The sequence below is a fragment of the Achromobacter sp. DH1f genome, assembly GCF_000633435.1.
In the GTDB taxonomy this organism is placed as follows: domain Bacteria; phylum Pseudomonadota; class Gammaproteobacteria; order Burkholderiales; family Burkholderiaceae_B; genus Achromobacter; species Achromobacter deleyi.
In genome coordinates this window covers 37055-53229 of sequence record NZ_AYMF01000043.1, presented here as the reverse complement: position 1 = coordinate 53229, position 16175 = coordinate 37055, and the positions used below count along the sequence as shown (strand labels likewise).

Here is a 16175-nt window from a genome sequence, read left to right as displayed (position 1 = left end):
CAAGCCCTCGCGACGGCAGAGGCTCGTCGCGCCTCTACCCAGGAGCCCTGACGCATGACGGAGCTGGCCTATGCCTATCTTGCCCCCTCCGAATTCGCCCAACGGCAGGGCCAGGCCGACCTGAGCCTGGCCACCAGCGGCGGGCTTGCCCCGACGGGCGCGGTGGCGCATCCCTTCTTCTTTTCCGGATTCGTGGCCCAGCCCGCCGTGGTGGCGCAAGCGCTGCTGATGCTGGCACGGGTGGCGCGCACGCGCTTCTATGTGCCGCCGAACACGCTGGCGGCGGTGCTGCGGGCGGCGGACCCGGTCGTGACGTCCACGCCCGAGGGACTGCGCTTCGAGTCCTTCAGCGTGTGCTGCGGCGTGTATGCGCGCCTGGACGTGGACGCGGCGGCGCTGGACGCCACGCATTCGGCGGCCGGCGTCACCAACGTAGATGTGAACCCCCCGCTGCGCCAGGCGCTGGCCGGGCTGCGCGCGTCCGAACCGCTGCACCTGAACGTGGGCAACGATGCGCTGCGGGTGGCGACGCCAGCGGGCGAGATCGTCGAAGAGAAAGTCCCACTGCCCACGCGCTGGCTCAAGGGGTTTGCCGAAACGCAGATGCTGTCGGCGGGCATGACGGCGCGTCACGAGCTCACCGGCGCCGCACTGCGCCAGTTCGTGCAGGCGCTGCCGCGCTCATCGGCGACCAAGACGGTGATGTGGGCCACCCAGGCCGCCCGCTCGCTGCGGCTGGCCACGCAGGCGACGCCAGGCGCGGTGTGCGTGGCGGGACCGGAGCGGCTGCGTGTGCTGGAACCCCTGCTGCGCTACGCCACGGCGCTGCGCGCCTACGGCGCGGATGCAGAGGCGGGTGGCCAACCCCAGGCCAGCGCCTGGGTGCTGGAACTGCCCGGCGCGCGAGTCACGTTGGGCCTGAGCCCGGAGAAATCTCGCGGCTTCTCGGGCGAGGGTTCGGTGCTGCATCTGATCGCAGGCGGCGATGCAAACGAGGACGCGGCATTCGTCTCGACGCTGCTGGCCTTCGAACCCCGCATCGATATTGCCCAATTGGCCGCGCGGGCGCTGCTGCCGCAGGCGCAGATCGCGTCTGCGCTGGGCGTGCTGGCGTCGTCCGGCCAGGTGGGCTTCGATCTGGCGGCGGGCGCGTATTTCCATCGTCCGCTGCCGGTGCAGGCGGGGCTGCTCGATGCGCTGCATCCGCGGCTGGCCGACGCACGCAAGCTGTTGGCGGACGGCGCGGTGCTGCCCGAGGGCGAGGGGCGGTATACGGTGCAGTCGGGGCCGCAGCGCTACCGCGTGGCGCTGGGCGTCGAACCGTCGCACGATCGCTGCACCTGCCCGTGGAACGCCAAATACCAAGGCGCGCGCGGCCCCTGCAAGCACACGCTGGCCGTGCGCATGTTTCTCGATCCGCTGAACGCGCCTGGAGCCGACGCATGACCCTGAGCCTGACCGAACGCCGCGCGGCGCTGCGCGAGGCCGCTGGCGACGACGCGACGGACGTCACCGCCATTGCCCGCGCGCTGGCCGGCGCGAACGAAGAAGACCGCGCCGCGCTGGCCAAGACCTTGCCGCCATCGCGCCTGTTCACCGCCGAGGGGCCAACGCCCAGGGCGTGTTTCGTCTTGACCGCGCTGGGCAAGCCCAAGCTCGTGGCCGAGACCCTGGCGCCGGCGGATATGACGCGCAAGCAAGACTATGCCGCACGCCATGCCGTGATGGCGCCCGCCGTCATCGCCGCGGCAAGCGAACGGGATGCATCGTGGCGGGCCGCATTCGTCGAGCTGTTTGCGGAACAATCCTGGTGGGCCGAACCTCTGGTCTGGCCCGTATGCCGCGCGCTGGTACGACTGGATGACCAGGCGCCGCTGTCCCAAGCCTATCTTCGGTGCTTCGTACAGCAGGTCAGCGCCATCGGCGCGGACGGGCAACGGGACGAAGACCATGGCAAGCTCATGGCCGCGCATCTGCAGGCGCACCCCGATTGGGTCGAACGCGAGTTCTGGGCCTTGTTCCGCGTCGACGGAATGGGCGCCGATTACCAGCTCATCGAGCGTACCGGCCTTGCCTGGGACGCCGCCATCCTGACGCTATGCCAGGCCAGCCCGGTGTTCCGGGAACGCCTGCTGGCCGAGTCATTGGACGCCCTGCTGCGAGACTTCTCGGCGAAAGTCATTGCCTGGTATTTGCGCGTGCATCGATTGGCCGATCCGTCCGCGCACGAAGTCGCGGCCAGGCAACACACGTATTTCTCGGTGCTCGCCACGGCTCCCAGCACGGCGGTAGGCCTGGCCCAGGACATGCTCAAGCGCGCCGCCGCACAACTGGACGTGGACGCGATGATCGAGGCCGCGCCCGCCGTCCTGACCCGTACGGAGAAGAAGCTGGTCAAGGCCCAGCTCGCGCTGCTTGCCGCGCTCAAGACGGATGCCGGGCAAGGCGATCGCATCTCGCAGAGGGTCGGCGAAGCGCTGGAAGGCATGCCGTTGGACCTGGCGCCGCTGGCGCGCAAGCTCATGGTTGCGACACACGAGATGCAACCCGCCGATGCAGAGGGCGGGGCTCGCACGAAAGAGGACGACGTCAGCCGCACAATCACGATACCGGCACCGCGCAGCACGTCGCTGCCGGACCTTCCCGAGCCTGCGCCCGACATCAGCGACGACGAGGCACTGCACGCCTTGATCGGGGCGCAGTTCGAGGGCGTCGGACACGGCGCCGAGTTACCGCGCCTCTTCGACTACCTGGCCCGCCGTCCGCAGATTGCGCTGCCTGAGGCGCTGCAACATCGCGCGGCCGAGATCATCGCGTCGGTATGGGATGAACACAATGCCTCGCCGCGGCGCCTTCTGGCCGCCGCGCTGCTGGGCCGGGACGACCTCAGTTTCAATGGCTATGCCCGGTATGTCGTGGCCAGCGCAGGCAAGCCGGACCCCGTGGGCGTGGTGTTGCAGGAAAACACCTTCACCAGCAGCGGCTACGACGTCGAGACCGGAGATTGGACGGTCAACGAAACCTGGACCTCGCGCTCGGGCTACCAATACCTTCCGACGCATTCGCCGCTGGCCCTGCTGGCGGGGGCTTTCCACGACCTGCGGTCGAGTCGGGCACGGGGTGAACCCTTCGTCGCCCCGACACCCGTTCCGGCGCATCGCTTCGCCTGGCAGCGAATGGTTGCCACGCCGGGAGAAGGTACTTTCTCGCGCGACCTGGAGGTGTTGGGAGAGGGTCCCAAGCCGTTCTGGATGCCGACGGACACCGCCGCAGTGACCCACGCGTCCGCCTCGCCGGCCCTGGATGTCGCCGACGTACCGGCCGAATTCACCTTCCGCGTCCAGGAGGCCCGACAGCAGGACGGCTACGACCAGGTCGTGCAATGGACGGCCTGGCTGCTGCGGTTCAACCCTGACACGCTGGCCGCGCATTTCCATCCGATGCTGTGCGCGGCGGTGCAGGTCATCAACGTGCGCGGCCTTGCACCGTTGCTGACGGCACTGGGCGCGTCCCGGCAGGTGCCCGGTGCACCCGTGTACTCGGCCTTGGCCCTGGCGGCATCGGCGAAGATGGCCGAGCAACGCGCCCAGGCCGCCGAGGCGATCGCTCGCCTGGCCGACGCCGGCCTGCTCGACCCCGCGCCGTTCGCCGCGCAGATCGCGGCGCATCTGACGCAGGGCTTCGCCTTGGCCGGACGGCTCGCGCAGACGCTGGCCGACGCCGCGTCCATCAGCGCGCTAGCCGGTTGCCGCGTACTGCAAACGCTGGCGGCGCTGCTGCCGCATCTGCTCGACGCCCAAGGCAAGCCGCTGGCCCAGGCGGTCAAGCTCATCGAACTTGTTGCCCGCCTGTCCAATGACTATGGCATGCCGGTGGCACTGCCCGACGCGCTGGCCGCACGGCGCAAGGGTGCGTCCGTGATGGCAGTGACCTTGCGCAGCCTGGAAGCCGTCGCATCGCGGGCAACGCCGTTGTCCGAAACCGCCGCAGCCGCCGCACGGCTGACTCAAGAGGGATGACCAAACGCATGACGGCTTACAAGAATCTCTGGGACTACTACCGCGACACGGCGCGGCTGATTGAAGATGGCGCGACCCTGCGCACCCTGTACGACGCCCTGCTACAGGTGCAGTCGGACGATATGCGCACAGTGGACGCGTCGCCCAAGCGGCTGCGTGAAATGACGCAAAGCTGGTCCCAGCGCCCGAATTTCCTGCCGATCCGCCTGAACGAACTGTTCAACGGCCTGCAGGTCGACCCGACGGATGACTACGTGCTGGCCCTGGTCGGCGGGCTGGGCGGACGCCACGAGCAGGAAGTGCGCCTGTTCATGCTGCGCCACGACCACGCGCTGCGCGACAACGTGTTCTGGCGCGTCTTCGAGGTGGAAGGCGGCGGCGAGATCTCGCTGGCGAACATCGACAAGTTCTCGCGCGAGGAATTGAACTGGCACAACACGGTCGTGCTGCTGACCCACGAAGGCACGCTGGACCGGCGCCGGGTGCTGCGCAGTTGCCTTGAAGCGCTGAACCGGGATTTCTCCGCCTATCGCGCCGGCTGGTATTCGCGGGTCTATGCCACGCTGGCCCCCACGCCCGACGAGGCGGCGGCCGACCAGCAACTGTTGCGGCTGTGCCTGGGCTCGTCGATCACCGCCACCGTGTCGCTGGCAGTGAAGCAGTTCGAGACGCTGCACAAGCACGACCTGCTCGACGCCACGCCTTTCGTGGACGCTTGCGGCGGCGCATTCTCGGGGCCGAAGGCCGCGGCGCTGTCGGTGCTGCGCATCCTGGAAGCCCTGGGCGCACAGGCACGGGGCGATTCGCAGGCCCTGGCGCAGGCGCTGGCCCTGGGGTTGGGGCATCCGCATGCCGACGTGCAACGGGCGGCGGTGAAGGCGCTGGTGAAGATGGGCCGGGTGGATCTGGCGCAACAGCAGCGCGACACCCTGGCGCCGGCGGTGGCCGTCCTGCTGCCGCAAGCCGAGGCTGCCGAGACCGAAGAAACGGTGGACAAAGGTCTTGCAGCAAGCGCCAGCGCCCCAGGCCTGTCGGGCACGCCATCCGATTTGCCATCACCCGCGCCCCTGAATCCCTGGACGGACGACGACGCCCAGGAACGCTATGCCGCGCTGCTGGAGGCGCCCGCCGACGCCCTGGAATTCGAGCTGGCACTGGCATGGCTGGCAACGTCCGGGCAGGTGGCTGCCGCGATCGCGCCCTTGGCCAAGCGCGCCCGCCGCCTGGCCGAGCGCGACAGACAGCACTACGCGGCCGCACTGCTGCTGGCGGCGCATGACCCTAAGTTCCCATTCCTGCCGCAGCAGTATTGGCAGAACACCTCCACCAGCCTGGTCAACGGTGAGTGGGTGCAAGAACGCGAGGGCAAACGCCAGGCGCTGCCGAGCGCCGAGCAATCCACCCTGCTGCCCAGCTTCATCACCCGCCTGCGCGAGGTGGCCGCGATCGTGCAGGGCCAGGCGCCGCGCCGCCCGCTGCTCGCCACGCCCACCGACACGCTAGGCTGGATCGATGCCGATACCCTGCTGGCCCGCTTCGAGGCGGGCCGGGAAGGCGGCGCCCCATTACCGGTGGATCTCACCCAGGCCTTGCTGCGCGTGCATCCCGAGCATCGGGCACGCGTGGTCGCGGCCACCGGCGGCGCGTGGCCGCAGATCACCGACACCGTGCGGATCGAATGGCGCAGCCGCGGATCGAGCACCTTGAAGGCCGACGGCTCGCCGCAGTGGGTGTGGTGGAGTCCCGTGATCCATGCCGCGCCCGACGAAGCGCCTTCGGCCACGCAACCGGCGCTGATTGCGTCGGGTCCGCTGCAATACAGCGACTGGGGCGACGCCCATGCGCTGGTCTGCGCCGAACTCGGCCTGGCCAACCCCGCGTCGACCTTGCCGCTGGCCGCGGCCAGCATGGCGATCATGAACACGGCGGCAGGCGACGAAGCCGAGCATCGCGCCGCCGCCGTGCTGCGCGTGCTTGCCGGGCATCCGGGCGCGTGGCACGCGGAAACCGTCCAGCTGCTTGCCCTGGGCATGGCGGCCAAGCAGGCCGAGGTACGCGCGCAGGCCGTGGAAGCGTTTGCCGCCGCGATTCCGCACCGCGTGGACGCAACCGCTGCCGCGCAGGCCTACGCCGCCTGCGTGCCCGCGATCGTCCTGACCCGCTGGGCAGCGTCCTTCACCGACGCGGCGACAATGGCGCCTGCAGCCGTCATCGCCGTGCTGGGCGGTCTGCTGCCACGCCTGGACCCCAAGACGCGCGGTATTGGCGCCTTGCTTACCGTGCTGCTGGATGAGTCGCTGCGCCACGCGCAATCCGTCCAGGCCGCGGACCTGCGCGGCTGGCTGGCGGGCTTTACTGGCACGTCCGCCGCCGCCAAAGCCGCCAAGGCGCTGCTGGCGTTGTAAATCGATTAAGGAAACTTGCATGACCCTGACCGCCGAACAGTTTCACCAACGCATGTGGGAAATCCTGGAGCCCGTGGACACCGAGTTCTTCGAGGTCGTCGCCGCGCCCGCCCCCGACGCAGAAGCGATCGGGGAGCTTGAAGCCGCGGTGGGCTTTGCGCTGCCGGCAGCGTTTGCCGCCTTCTGCCAGCGCACCAACGGCTTGTGCGTGATGGCGCGCGAAGCTGTCTGGCCGCATGCAAAAGAGTTCGAGGTCGGCCCCGCCTGGACGTTCTGGCGCGGCCTGGTGCTGTTGGGCATCGATACCCCGGACTTGCCCGAATGGGCCAGCATCTCGGCGCAACAGCGCCGGCTGGCTGAGGCCGGTCTGCCCGGCGTCCTGCCCCTGCTGAAAATCGTGGGCGATGGCGGCCGGATCTGGGGCGTGGATCAGGCAGGATCCGTGGTGGTGATCGATGACTTGACCGATCCGCAGCCGCTGGACGGCGACTTTACCGATCTCTATGCCGAGCAGATCGCCGACCTGATGCAGCGCCAGCAGGACATGGCGCAGCGGCTGGCCGAACGCGCAACGCGCAAGCCAGGCAAGCTGCCGGGGTAAAACGCCGCCGCACGCTGGCCGATCCCTGACGTCATCCATCACATCCAGGCACCCAGGACAGGACATGATCCGTTTACCGCTCAAGACCGCCACCCTGGTCGCAGGCATCGCGATGACGCTGGCCTGCCAGGCGCAACCGCCCGCGCAAGCACCCGCGTCGGAATCCACCCCATCGCAGCCGCCCGTCGTCGGGGCGTGGCGCAAGGTGTCCGATGCCCAGCTCAATCAGCAATACCGCTACTCGATGCTGCCCGGCGTGGCGGCCGCGGGCAGCCGATGGGCAGCCTACGACCCCAAGGTCGGCAAGACCGTGTGCTGCCTGATCGTGGTCGGGCCTGAGATCAGCGAGGCCGAGCTGGACACCACCTACAACATTCCGGGCCCGTGGATCACCGATCTGGTGAACGGCTGGAACCTGGACGCCGCGCCGTATCGGCCACACGTGCAGCTGCTGCGCGCGGAAGGCGCACTGGTCGATCACGAATTCTCGGACATGGCCGACGAACTGGGCGGCCTGCTGCTGCCCGCCCAGGCCCAGGCCGTCGCGCCGAATACGCTGCAACTGGACGGCAAGCGTTACACCGTAGAGCGCAAGGAAGAGCCGCTTGCCAGCGACGACGGCGTGGTGCACACCTACGCCCTGCGGCCCGCCCAGGGCGGCAAGCCCTTGGCGGTCGAGGTTCCCTACGGGATTTACTAGATCAGCGGATCGGCAGCGCGTACATCAGGCCGCCCTGCGTCCATTGCGCATTCAGGCCGCGCTTGATCTTGAGCGGGCTGCCCTGGCCGACGTTGCGCTCGAAGCTCTCGCCGTAATTGCCTACCTGCTTGACGATGTTGTAGGCCCACTTTTCGTCCAGCCCCAGGTTGGCGCCGCCGCCGGGCGTAACGCCCAGGATGCGCTTGATGTTGGGGTTGGCGCTCTTGGCCTGTTCGTCGACGTTCTTGGACGTGACGCCGTATTCCTCGGCTTCGATCATGGCCGACAGCGACCAGCGCACGATGTTCAGCCAGGCGTCGTCGCCCTGGCGCACGAACGGGCCCAGCGGCTCTTTCGAGATGATCTCGGGCAGCACGACGTAATCGTCGGGATTCTGCAGCTTGGAAATGCGGATGGAAGCCAGGCCCGAGGCGTCGGTGGAGAACACGTCGCAACGACCGGCCGCAAACGCGTTGACCACTTCGTTGAAGGTCTCGATCACGACCGGCTTGTACGTCACGTTGTTGGCGCGCGCCCAGTCGGCCAGCGTGTTTTCGTTGGACGTGCCGGTCTGCAGGCAGATCGTGGCGCCGTTGATTTCCTTGGCGCTCTTGACGCCCAGCGACTTGGGCACCAGGAAGCCCTGGCCGTCATAGAAATTGATGCCGGCATGGATGATGCCCAGCGCGGTGTCGCGCTGCTGCGTCACGGTGGTGTTGCGCGTCAGGACATCGACTTCGCCGGATTGCAGCGCGGTGAAGCGCTGTTGCGAATTGAGCGGCACGACCTTGATCTTGTCGGCGTCGCCGAACACGGCCGCGGCGATGGCCCGGCACAGATCTACGTCCAACCCTTGCCATTTGCCTTGCGCGTCGGGTGCGGAAAAGCCCGCAAAACCCGTGGTGGTGCCGCAGGCTACCGCCCCGCGCTGGCGCACGACGTCCAGCGTCGCCGCCTGTGCACCCTGTACCGCTGCCAACAGCAGCGCCGCGCCCACCAACCCTTTAGCAATATTCATGACCTGGATTCCTGTTGTACCGGGACGCGCCAGCGCCCTGTTGTAGCGGGGCGCGCAAGCGCGCCAAGGCGAGAAGCTTATAGACATGAAGCGCCCGCGCCAAATAACAAGCGCTTATTTAGGTATATCAGGCTGCCAGCGAGATGGATACGGGTTGATTGGCCTCGCAAGCGTCCAGCGCACGGCTCAGGCGTTGCATGCCCAGCGCGATCTGGCTTTCGTTCATGGTAGCGAACGACATGCGCATGGCATGCACGTCGGCCTGCGCCGCATCGGCGTAGAACGCCTTGCCGGGCACATAGACCACTTCGTGTTCGATCGCGTAGGGCAACAGGCGGGTGGCGTCGACCTCGCCGGTCAGGCGCGCCCAGAAGAACATGCCGCCCTCGGGCTTGCGAAAGACGATGCGGCCGTTCAATTCACGCGTGAGCGCGTCGGCCATGGCATCGCAGCGCTGGCCGTAGGCCGCGCGGATGCGCGGCACGTGTTCTTCGTAGCGGCCGTTGGCCAGGTACTGGGCCACGACTTCCTGGATCCAGGCGGACGAGGCCATGTCGTCGGCAGCCTTGGCGCCGACGCAGCGGCGGCGGATTTCGGGCGGCGCGACCAGCCAGCCGATACGCAGGGCGGGCGCCATGGTCTTGGACATGCTGGCCAGGTACACGGCCCAGTGACGGGCCTCGCCTTCGGCCAGCGCCATGATGGGCGGCACGGCTTCGCCGGCAAAGCGCAGTTCGCTGTAGGGGTCGTCTTCGACGATCAGGAAGCGGTGCTTGACGGCCAGTTCCAGCAAGCGCAGGCGGCGCTGACGCGAGATGGTGGCGCCGCAGGGGTTCGAGAACGACGCCACCACGCAGACCATCTTGGGCTTGATGCGCGCGGCCAGTTCGTCGAGCGCGTCGATGTCGATGCCGTCGGGGCCCGACGGCACCGTGTGCACCGTGGCGCCGGTATAGCGCAGCGCCTGCACGGAATTGGGGAAGGCGGGCGATTCGATGATGGCGTGGTCGCCGGGTTGCAGCATCACGCGGGTCAACAGCGCCATGGCTTGCTGCGAGCCGCCGGTGACGGCCAGTTCGGTATCCGGGTTGCAATGCAGGCCACGCACCGCCGACAGGCGCGCCAGTTCGTTGCGCAGGCTGGCCTGGCCGTCGATGTTGGAGTACTGCAGGCAGGCGCCCAGGCGCGCCATGACCTGGGTGGAGGCGATCGACAGGCCGTCCACGTCGAACAGTTCCTGGGCGGGATAGCCGCCCGCCAGCGAAATGGTGCCGGGACGCATCGCGTACGGCATGAGCGAGCGGATCGGGGATGCGGGGGGATTCAGGAAAGGCGTGGCGAAAGCGTAGTCGGGCGCGACACTGGACATGGCGGAGGGGATAAGGAAAAGGGAAGGACCGCGCAGCCCTTCAAGACCACGCCGGGGTTTTAAAACATTGAAATCTAAACAAATATCCACAAATTCTAAGCCTGCCGATCAAACAGGGTCAACGAAGATGCGGTCCTAGAAGGCCGACTGTGGTGAAACCGACTGCCCAGGTCCTACACTATGGGACATTCCGACCCCAAGAGAACTGCATGACCGCTGTCGACACCCTGGCCGGGCGCCTTGCCCGCATCCAGCAACGCATTGCCCAGGCCTGCGAACGCGCCGGCCGCGCGCCGGACAGCGTGACGCTGCTGCCGGTCAGCAAGACGTTCGAGGTGGACGCCGTGCGCGAAGCCATGGCGCTGGGCCTGACCCGTTTTGGCGAAAACAAGACGCAGGAACTGCGCCAGAAGGCCGCCGCGCTGGCGGGCCAGGGCGTGCAGTGGGTGCTGATCGGCCACTTGCAGACCAACAAGGCCAAGGACGCGGCGCGCGACGCCACCGAGCTGCAGTCGCTGGACCGCGCGGACCTGGCCGAGGCCCTGCACCGCCGCCTGGTCAATGAGGGCCGGACCCTGGATGTGCTGGTGCAGGTCAAGACGTCGTCCGAGCCCAGCAAGTTCGGCATGGACGCCGCCGAGGTGCCCGCCTTCCTGCGCCGCATCGCGACCGAATTCCCGACCCTGCGCGTGCAGGGCCTGATGACCATGGCGGTCAATTCGCCCGATCCGGCCGAGGTGCGCGCCTGCTTCCGAGCCCTGCGCGAACTGCGCGACCAATTGCGCCAGAACGCCATCGAGGGCGTCTCTCTGGACAGGCTGTCGATGGGCATGAGCGGCGATTTCGAGATGGCGATCGAAGAAGGTTCCACCGAGGTCCGCATCGGCACCGCCATTTTTGGCGCCCGCAGCTACCCCGATCCGCAATAAGCCGCTGATTCCGGGCCTCGAAACAGACGCATATTGCCCCGAGTGCGGGGCATAATGACGTCGCTAAAAACGAGGAGACACCCCATGCAAAAGCAAGCACGGCGCCTGTTGGCGCTTGCCGCCCTGTCGCTGGCCGCTACCGCGGCCACCGCCCAATCCTGGCCTGCCCAGCCCGTCCGCTGGATCGTGCCCTACCCGGCCGGCGGCGGCGCCGACGTGGTCGCGCGCACGGTGGCCAGCGGCATTGAAAAGCCGCTGGGCCAGACCATCGTGGTCGAAAACCGCCCCGGCGCGGCCACCATCATCGGCGCCACCGCCATTTCGCAGGCCGAACCCACCGGCTACGTGATCGGCACGGCCGACTCGGGCACCCTGGCCTTCAACCCGTCGCTGTACGCCAAGCTGTCCTACGATCCGTCCAAGTTCACGTACATCGGCGGCATCGCCAAGTTCCCGCTGCTCTTGGCCGTGAACGTCAATTCGCCGTACAAGACGGTGGACGACGTGATCCAGGCCGCCAAGAAAGAGCCGGGCAAGCTGACCGCCGCCTCGGCCGGCGCCGGCTCTCCGCATCACCTGGCGCTGGAACTGTTCAAGCAGCGCACGGGCGCCAACCTGCTGCACGTGCCCTACAAGGGCGCCGCCCCGGCCATCCAGGACCTGCTGGGCGGACAGGTGGACGTGATGTTCATCGACCTGGCCGCGGGCCTGCCCAACGTCAAGGCCGGCAAGCTGCGCGTGCTGGCCTCGGCCACGCCCGAGCGCGTGGCCGTGCTGCCCGACGCCCCCACCATGGCCGAACAGGGCGTGCCCGACTTCACCGCCTACGCCTGGCAAGGCCTGGTCGCCCCCGGCGGCCTGCCCGAGCCCGTCGTCAAGAAGCTGTCGGCCGAACTGGACGCCGCGCTGAAGTCGCCGGCCGTGTCGCAGAAGATGCTGGACATGGGCGTGATCCCCATGCCGCTGTCGGCCAAGGACTTCAAGGCCTACGCCGAACAGGAACGCACCACCTGGGCGGACGTGATCAAGAAGGCGAACATCAAGCTGGAATAAGCAGCCCCGGCGCTGCCTGGCTATGAAAAAACGCGGCCCGAGGGCCGCGTTTCTTTTGGCAGGTGCCGTGCGCGCCCCGTGGCGCGCAGGCATTGCGCGAATTACACCAGCACGCGCTCGATACCGCCCGCGTTGGCGCGGCGCACGTAGTCTTCCATCCAGCCTTCGCCCAGGATGTGGCGCGCCATTTCGACCACGATGTAGTCGGCGTCCATGCCGGTATCGCCTTCGTAGCGCGACAGGCCCTGCAGGCACGACGGACACGAGGTCAGCACCTTGATGTCGCCGGTGAAACCATCGCTGCGCAGCGCGGCATCGCCCTTCAAGAGTTCTTCCTGCTTGCGAAAGCGCACCTGCGTGGAGATGTCGGGCCGGCTGACCGCCAGCGTGCCCGATTCGCCGCAGCAGCGGTCGCTCTTGACGGCGCCGTCGCCCACCAGCGAACGCACCGTCTTCATCGGGTCCTGCAGCTTCATGGGCGTGTGGCAGGGGTCGTGATACATGTAGCGCACGCCCTTGGCACCTTCGAGCTTGATGCCCTTTTCAAGCAGGTACTCGTGGATGTCGATCAGGCGGCAGCCCGGGAAGATCTTGTCGAACTCATATCCCGACAGCTGGTCGTAGCAGGTGCCGCAGCTGACCACCACGGTCTTGATGTCCAGGTAGTTCAGCGTGTTGGCGACGCGGTGGAACAGCACCCGGTTGTCGGTGATGATCTGCTCGGCCTTGTCGGTCATGCCGTTGCCGCGCTGGGGATAGCCGCAGCACAGGTAGCCCGGCGGCAGCACGGTCTGCACGCCGGCATGCCACAGCATGGCCTGGGTGGCCAGGCCGACCTGCGAGAACAGGCGCTCGGAACCGCAACCCGGGAAGTAGAACACCGCTTCCGTGTCGGCCGTGGTGGCCTTGGGGTCGCGGATGATCGGCACGTAGTTGGCGTCTTCGATGTCCAGCAGCTTGCGCGCGGCCTGCTTGGGCAGCCCGCCCGGCATCTTCTTGTTGACGAAGTGCACCACCTGCTCGCGCAGCGGCGGCTTGCCCACGGTGGCGGGCGGCGCGGCCGTCTGCTTCTTGACCAGGCCCGACAGCAGGTCGTGCGCGGCGCGCTGCACCTTGTAGCCCACGCCCACCATCGCCTTGCGGGTGGCGTTGATGGTGGCCGGGTCCTTGGCGTTCAGGAAGAACATGGCGCTGGCCGTGCCGGGGTTGAACGACTTGCGGCCCATGCGGCGCAGCACGGCGCGCATGTTCATCGACACGTCGCCGAAGTCGATGTCGACCGGACAGGGGTTGTAGCACTTGTGGCAGACCGTGCAGTGGTCGGCCACGTCTTCGAATTCTTCCCAGTGCTTCAGGCTGACGCCGCGGCGGGTCTGCTCTTCGTACAGGAAGGCCTCGACCAGCAGCGAGGTCGCCAGGATCTTGTTGCGAGGCGAATACAGCAGGTTGGCGCGCGGCACGTGGGTCGCGCACACCGGCTTGCACTTGCCGCAGCGCAGGCAGTCCTTGATGGAATCCGAGATCGCGCCGATGTCGCTTTGCTGCATGATCAGCGACTCGTGGCCCATCAGGTTGAAGCTGGGCGTCCAGGCGTGGCGCAGGTCGGCGCCCGGCATCAGCTTGCCGGCGTTGAAGTGGCCGTTGGGATCGACGCGGCGCTTGTAGTCCTGGAACGGCTTCAGTTCGGCTTCGGTCAGGAATTCGTACTTGGTCAGGCCGATGCCGTGTTCGCCCGAGATCACGCCGTCCAGGTCGCGCGCGATCTGCATGATGCGCTCGACGGCCTGGTGGGCTTCTTGCAGCATGCCGTAGTCGTCGGAGTTGACCGGGATGTTGGTGTGCACGTTGCCGTCGCCCGCGTGCATGTGCAGCGCCACGAACACGCGGCTCTTGAGCACGCGGCCGTGGATGGCGATGAGTTCGTCCAGGATGGGCTTGCGCGCCGCGCCCGAGAACGCGGCCTGCAGGCCGGCCAGGACTTCGGTTTTCCAGGACACGCGGATCGTGCGGTCTTGCACCACGTCGAACACACGCGCCTGCGGCTGGGCCGCCAGGCGCTCGGCCAGTGCAGCCGCCACGGGCGACAGGCCCAGGCCGTCCAGCTGCGGCATGGCTTGCGCCAGCGGCAGGTCCAGGTTGTCCAGCAGCCACTGCCAGCGCTGGCGCGCGGCAGCCAGCAGGTCAATCGCCTGGCGAGTGCGCTCGGCCAGTACCTGGGCGCGGGTTTCGTCGTCGTCGGACGCGTCTTCCGCCTTGCCCACCGGCAACGGCGTACAGAGGTAGTCGTCCAGCGCATCGAGCAGCCGCAGCTTGTTGCGGGTCGACAGTTCGATGTTGATGCGTTCGATGTGATCCGTGTATTCGCCCATGCGGGGCAGCGGAATCACGACGTCTTCGTTGATCTTGAAGGCGTTGGTATGGCGAGCGATGGCGGCGGTGCGCGAACGGTCCAGCCAGAACTTCTTGCGGGCCTCGGCGCTGACGGCCACGAAGCCTTCGCCGTGGCGCGTGTTGGCCAGGCGCACCACTTCGCTGGCGGCGGCCGCCACGGCGTCGTCGTCATCACCGACGATGTCGCCGATCAGGACCATCTTGGGCAGCGAACCGCGCTTGCTCTTGGTGGCGTAGCCCACCGCACGCAGATAGCGTTCGTCCAGGTGCTCAAGACCGGCCAGGATGGCGCCGCGGGCACGGCCTTCGCCGTCCAGGTAGCCCTTGACCTCGACGATCGACGGGATGGCGTCGCGCGCCTGGCCGAAGAATTCCATGCAGACCGTGCGGGTGTGCTTGGGCATGCGGTGCAGCACCCAGCGCGCCGACGTAATGAGACCGTCGCAGCCTTCTTTCTGGATGCCCGGCAGGCCGGCCAGGAACTTGTCGGTGACGTCCTTGCCCAGGCCTTCCTTGCGGAACACGCGGCCGGCGATTTCCAGCGTTTCGGTCTTGAGCAGGCGCTCGCCCGGCTTGCCGCGGCCGTCGAACCACTTGAGCTCGAAGCGGGCCATGTCCACGTCGTGGATCTTGCCCATGTTGTGCGCCAGGCGGGTGACTTCGAGCCAGTTGCCGTCCGGGTCGACCATGCGCCACCAGGCCAGGTTGTCCAGCGCGGTGCCCCACAGCACGGCCTTCTTGCCGCCGGCGTTCATGGCGATGTTGCCGCCCACGCACGAGGCCTCGGCCGAGGTCGGATCCACGGCGAACACGAAGCCGGCCGCTTCGGCGGCTTCGGAAACGCGCTTGGTGACCACGCCGGCGCCGGCATGGATGACGGCCACGGGCTCGGTCAGCCCGGGCAAGATACAGGACTCGACCTTGCCCAGCTTGTCGAATTTTTCGGTATTGATGACCGCCGACTTCCAGGTCAGCGGAATCGCGCCGCCGGTATAGCCGGTGCCGCCGCCGCGCGGCACGATGGTCAGGCCCAGTTCGATACAGGCCGTGACCAGCGCGGCGATCTCGTCTTCGGTGTCCGGCGTGAGCACCACGAACGGATATTCGACGCGCCAGTCGGTGGCGTCGGTGACGTGCGACACCCGCGACAGGCCGTCGAACTTGATGTTGTCGCGCGCCGTGATGCGGCCCAGCACCTTTTGCGCCTGCTTGCGCAGCATCGCGGTCTGGTCGAACTCGCCTTCGAACGCGGCAATGGCCGAACGCGCCCGGCCCAACAGGCCCACGACCTTCTCGTCGCGATGCGGGTCGTGGCCGGCTTCGGCCGGCGCACCGGGTTCGCGACGGCGGTCGATTTCGCCCAGCCGATGGTGCAGTGCATCGATCAGCTGCTTGCGGCGCTTGGGATTGTCGAGCAGGTCGTCTTGCAGGTAGGGGTTGCGGCGCACCACCCAGATATCGCCCAGCACCTCGTACAGCATCCGCGCGGAACGCCCCGTGCGGCGCTCGCCGCGCAGGTCGCCCAGGAGGCTCCAGGCGTCATCGCCCAGCAGCCGGCCGACAATCTCGCGGTCGGAGAACGACGTGTAGTTGTAGGGGATTTCGCGCAGTCGCGCGGGAGCGGCGGGCGGCATCGCCCCGTTCAAGATGTGGCTAGCGAGTGGGGCGTTCATGGCGGCAAGAGGGGGCC

General features: G+C 67.7%; 10 protein-coding genes. 7 read left to right on the top strand and 3 right to left on the bottom strand.

Annotation, left to right across the window (positions count from 1 at the left end; all coding sequences use genetic code 11):
- Nucleotides 1-54 precede the first annotated feature (54 nt).
- The 5 genes from U858_RS0131330 (at nt 55) to U858_RS0131310 (ending at nt 7725) form a co-directional block, all read left to right on the top strand.
- Nucleotides 55-1446 (top strand): SWIM zinc finger family protein, encoded by a 1392-nt coding sequence (locus tag U858_RS0131330; RefSeq protein ID WP_025141058.1) that lies wholly within the window; start codon nt 55-57, stop codon nt 1444-1446.
- A complete protein-coding gene (locus U858_RS0131325; protein ID WP_025141057.1) occupies nt 1443-4019 on the top strand; it encodes a DUF6493 family protein in 2577 nt (858 codons plus the stop codon). The genes U858_RS0131330 and U858_RS0131325 overlap by 4 nt, the downstream gene beginning before the upstream one ends.
- An 8-nt stretch (nt 4020-4027) precedes the next feature.
- Complete coding sequence (locus U858_RS34520; protein ID WP_157838885.1) at nt 4028-6424, top strand: DUF6493 family protein; 2397 nt, start codon at nt 4028-4030, stop codon at nt 6422-6424.
- Between the two features lie 19 nt (nt 6425-6443).
- A complete protein-coding gene (locus U858_RS0131315) occupies nt 6444-7025 on the top strand; it encodes a hypothetical protein (RefSeq protein ID WP_029954606.1) in 582 nt (193 codons plus the stop codon).
- Between the two features lie 64 nt (nt 7026-7089).
- Nucleotides 7090-7725 carry a hypothetical protein gene (locus tag U858_RS0131310; RefSeq protein ID WP_025141054.1) on the top strand — a complete coding sequence of 212 codons (636 nt, stop codon included), beginning with the start codon at nt 7090-7092 and terminating at the stop codon, nt 7723-7725.
- A 1-nt stretch (nt 7726) separates the two neighbouring features.
- Here the strand turns inward: U858_RS0131310 and U858_RS0131305 are convergent, their stop codons facing one another.
- Nucleotides 7727-8743, bottom strand: coding sequence for an amino acid ABC transporter substrate-binding protein (locus U858_RS0131305; protein WP_025141053.1), 1017 nt, complete (start codon nt 8741-8743; stop codon nt 7727-7729).
- 127 nt (nt 8744-8870) lie between these two features.
- On the bottom strand, nt 8871-10112 hold the full coding sequence (locus tag U858_RS0131300) for a PLP-dependent aminotransferase family protein (RefSeq protein ID WP_025141052.1): 1242 nt from the start codon (nt 10110-10112) through the stop codon (nt 8871-8873).
- A 209-nt stretch (nt 10113-10321) separates the two neighbouring features.
- On the opposite strand from U858_RS0131300, the gene U858_RS0131295 reads away from it, so the two are divergent.
- Complete coding sequence (locus U858_RS0131295; RefSeq protein ID WP_025141051.1) at nt 10322-11041, top strand: YggS family pyridoxal phosphate-dependent enzyme; 720 nt, start codon at nt 10322-10324, stop codon at nt 11039-11041.
- 84 nt (nt 11042-11125) lie between these two features.
- Complete coding sequence (locus U858_RS0131290) at nt 11126-12094, top strand: tripartite tricarboxylate transporter substrate binding protein (protein WP_025141050.1); 969 nt, start codon at nt 11126-11128, stop codon at nt 12092-12094.
- A 101-nt stretch (nt 12095-12195) separates the two neighbouring features.
- Here the strand turns inward: U858_RS0131290 and U858_RS0131285 are convergent, their stop codons facing one another.
- Nucleotides 12196-16158, bottom strand: coding sequence for an FAD/FMN-binding oxidoreductase (locus U858_RS0131285; protein ID WP_025141049.1), 3963 nt, complete (start codon nt 16156-16158; stop codon nt 12196-12198).
- Nucleotides 16159-16175 lie beyond the last annotated feature (17 nt).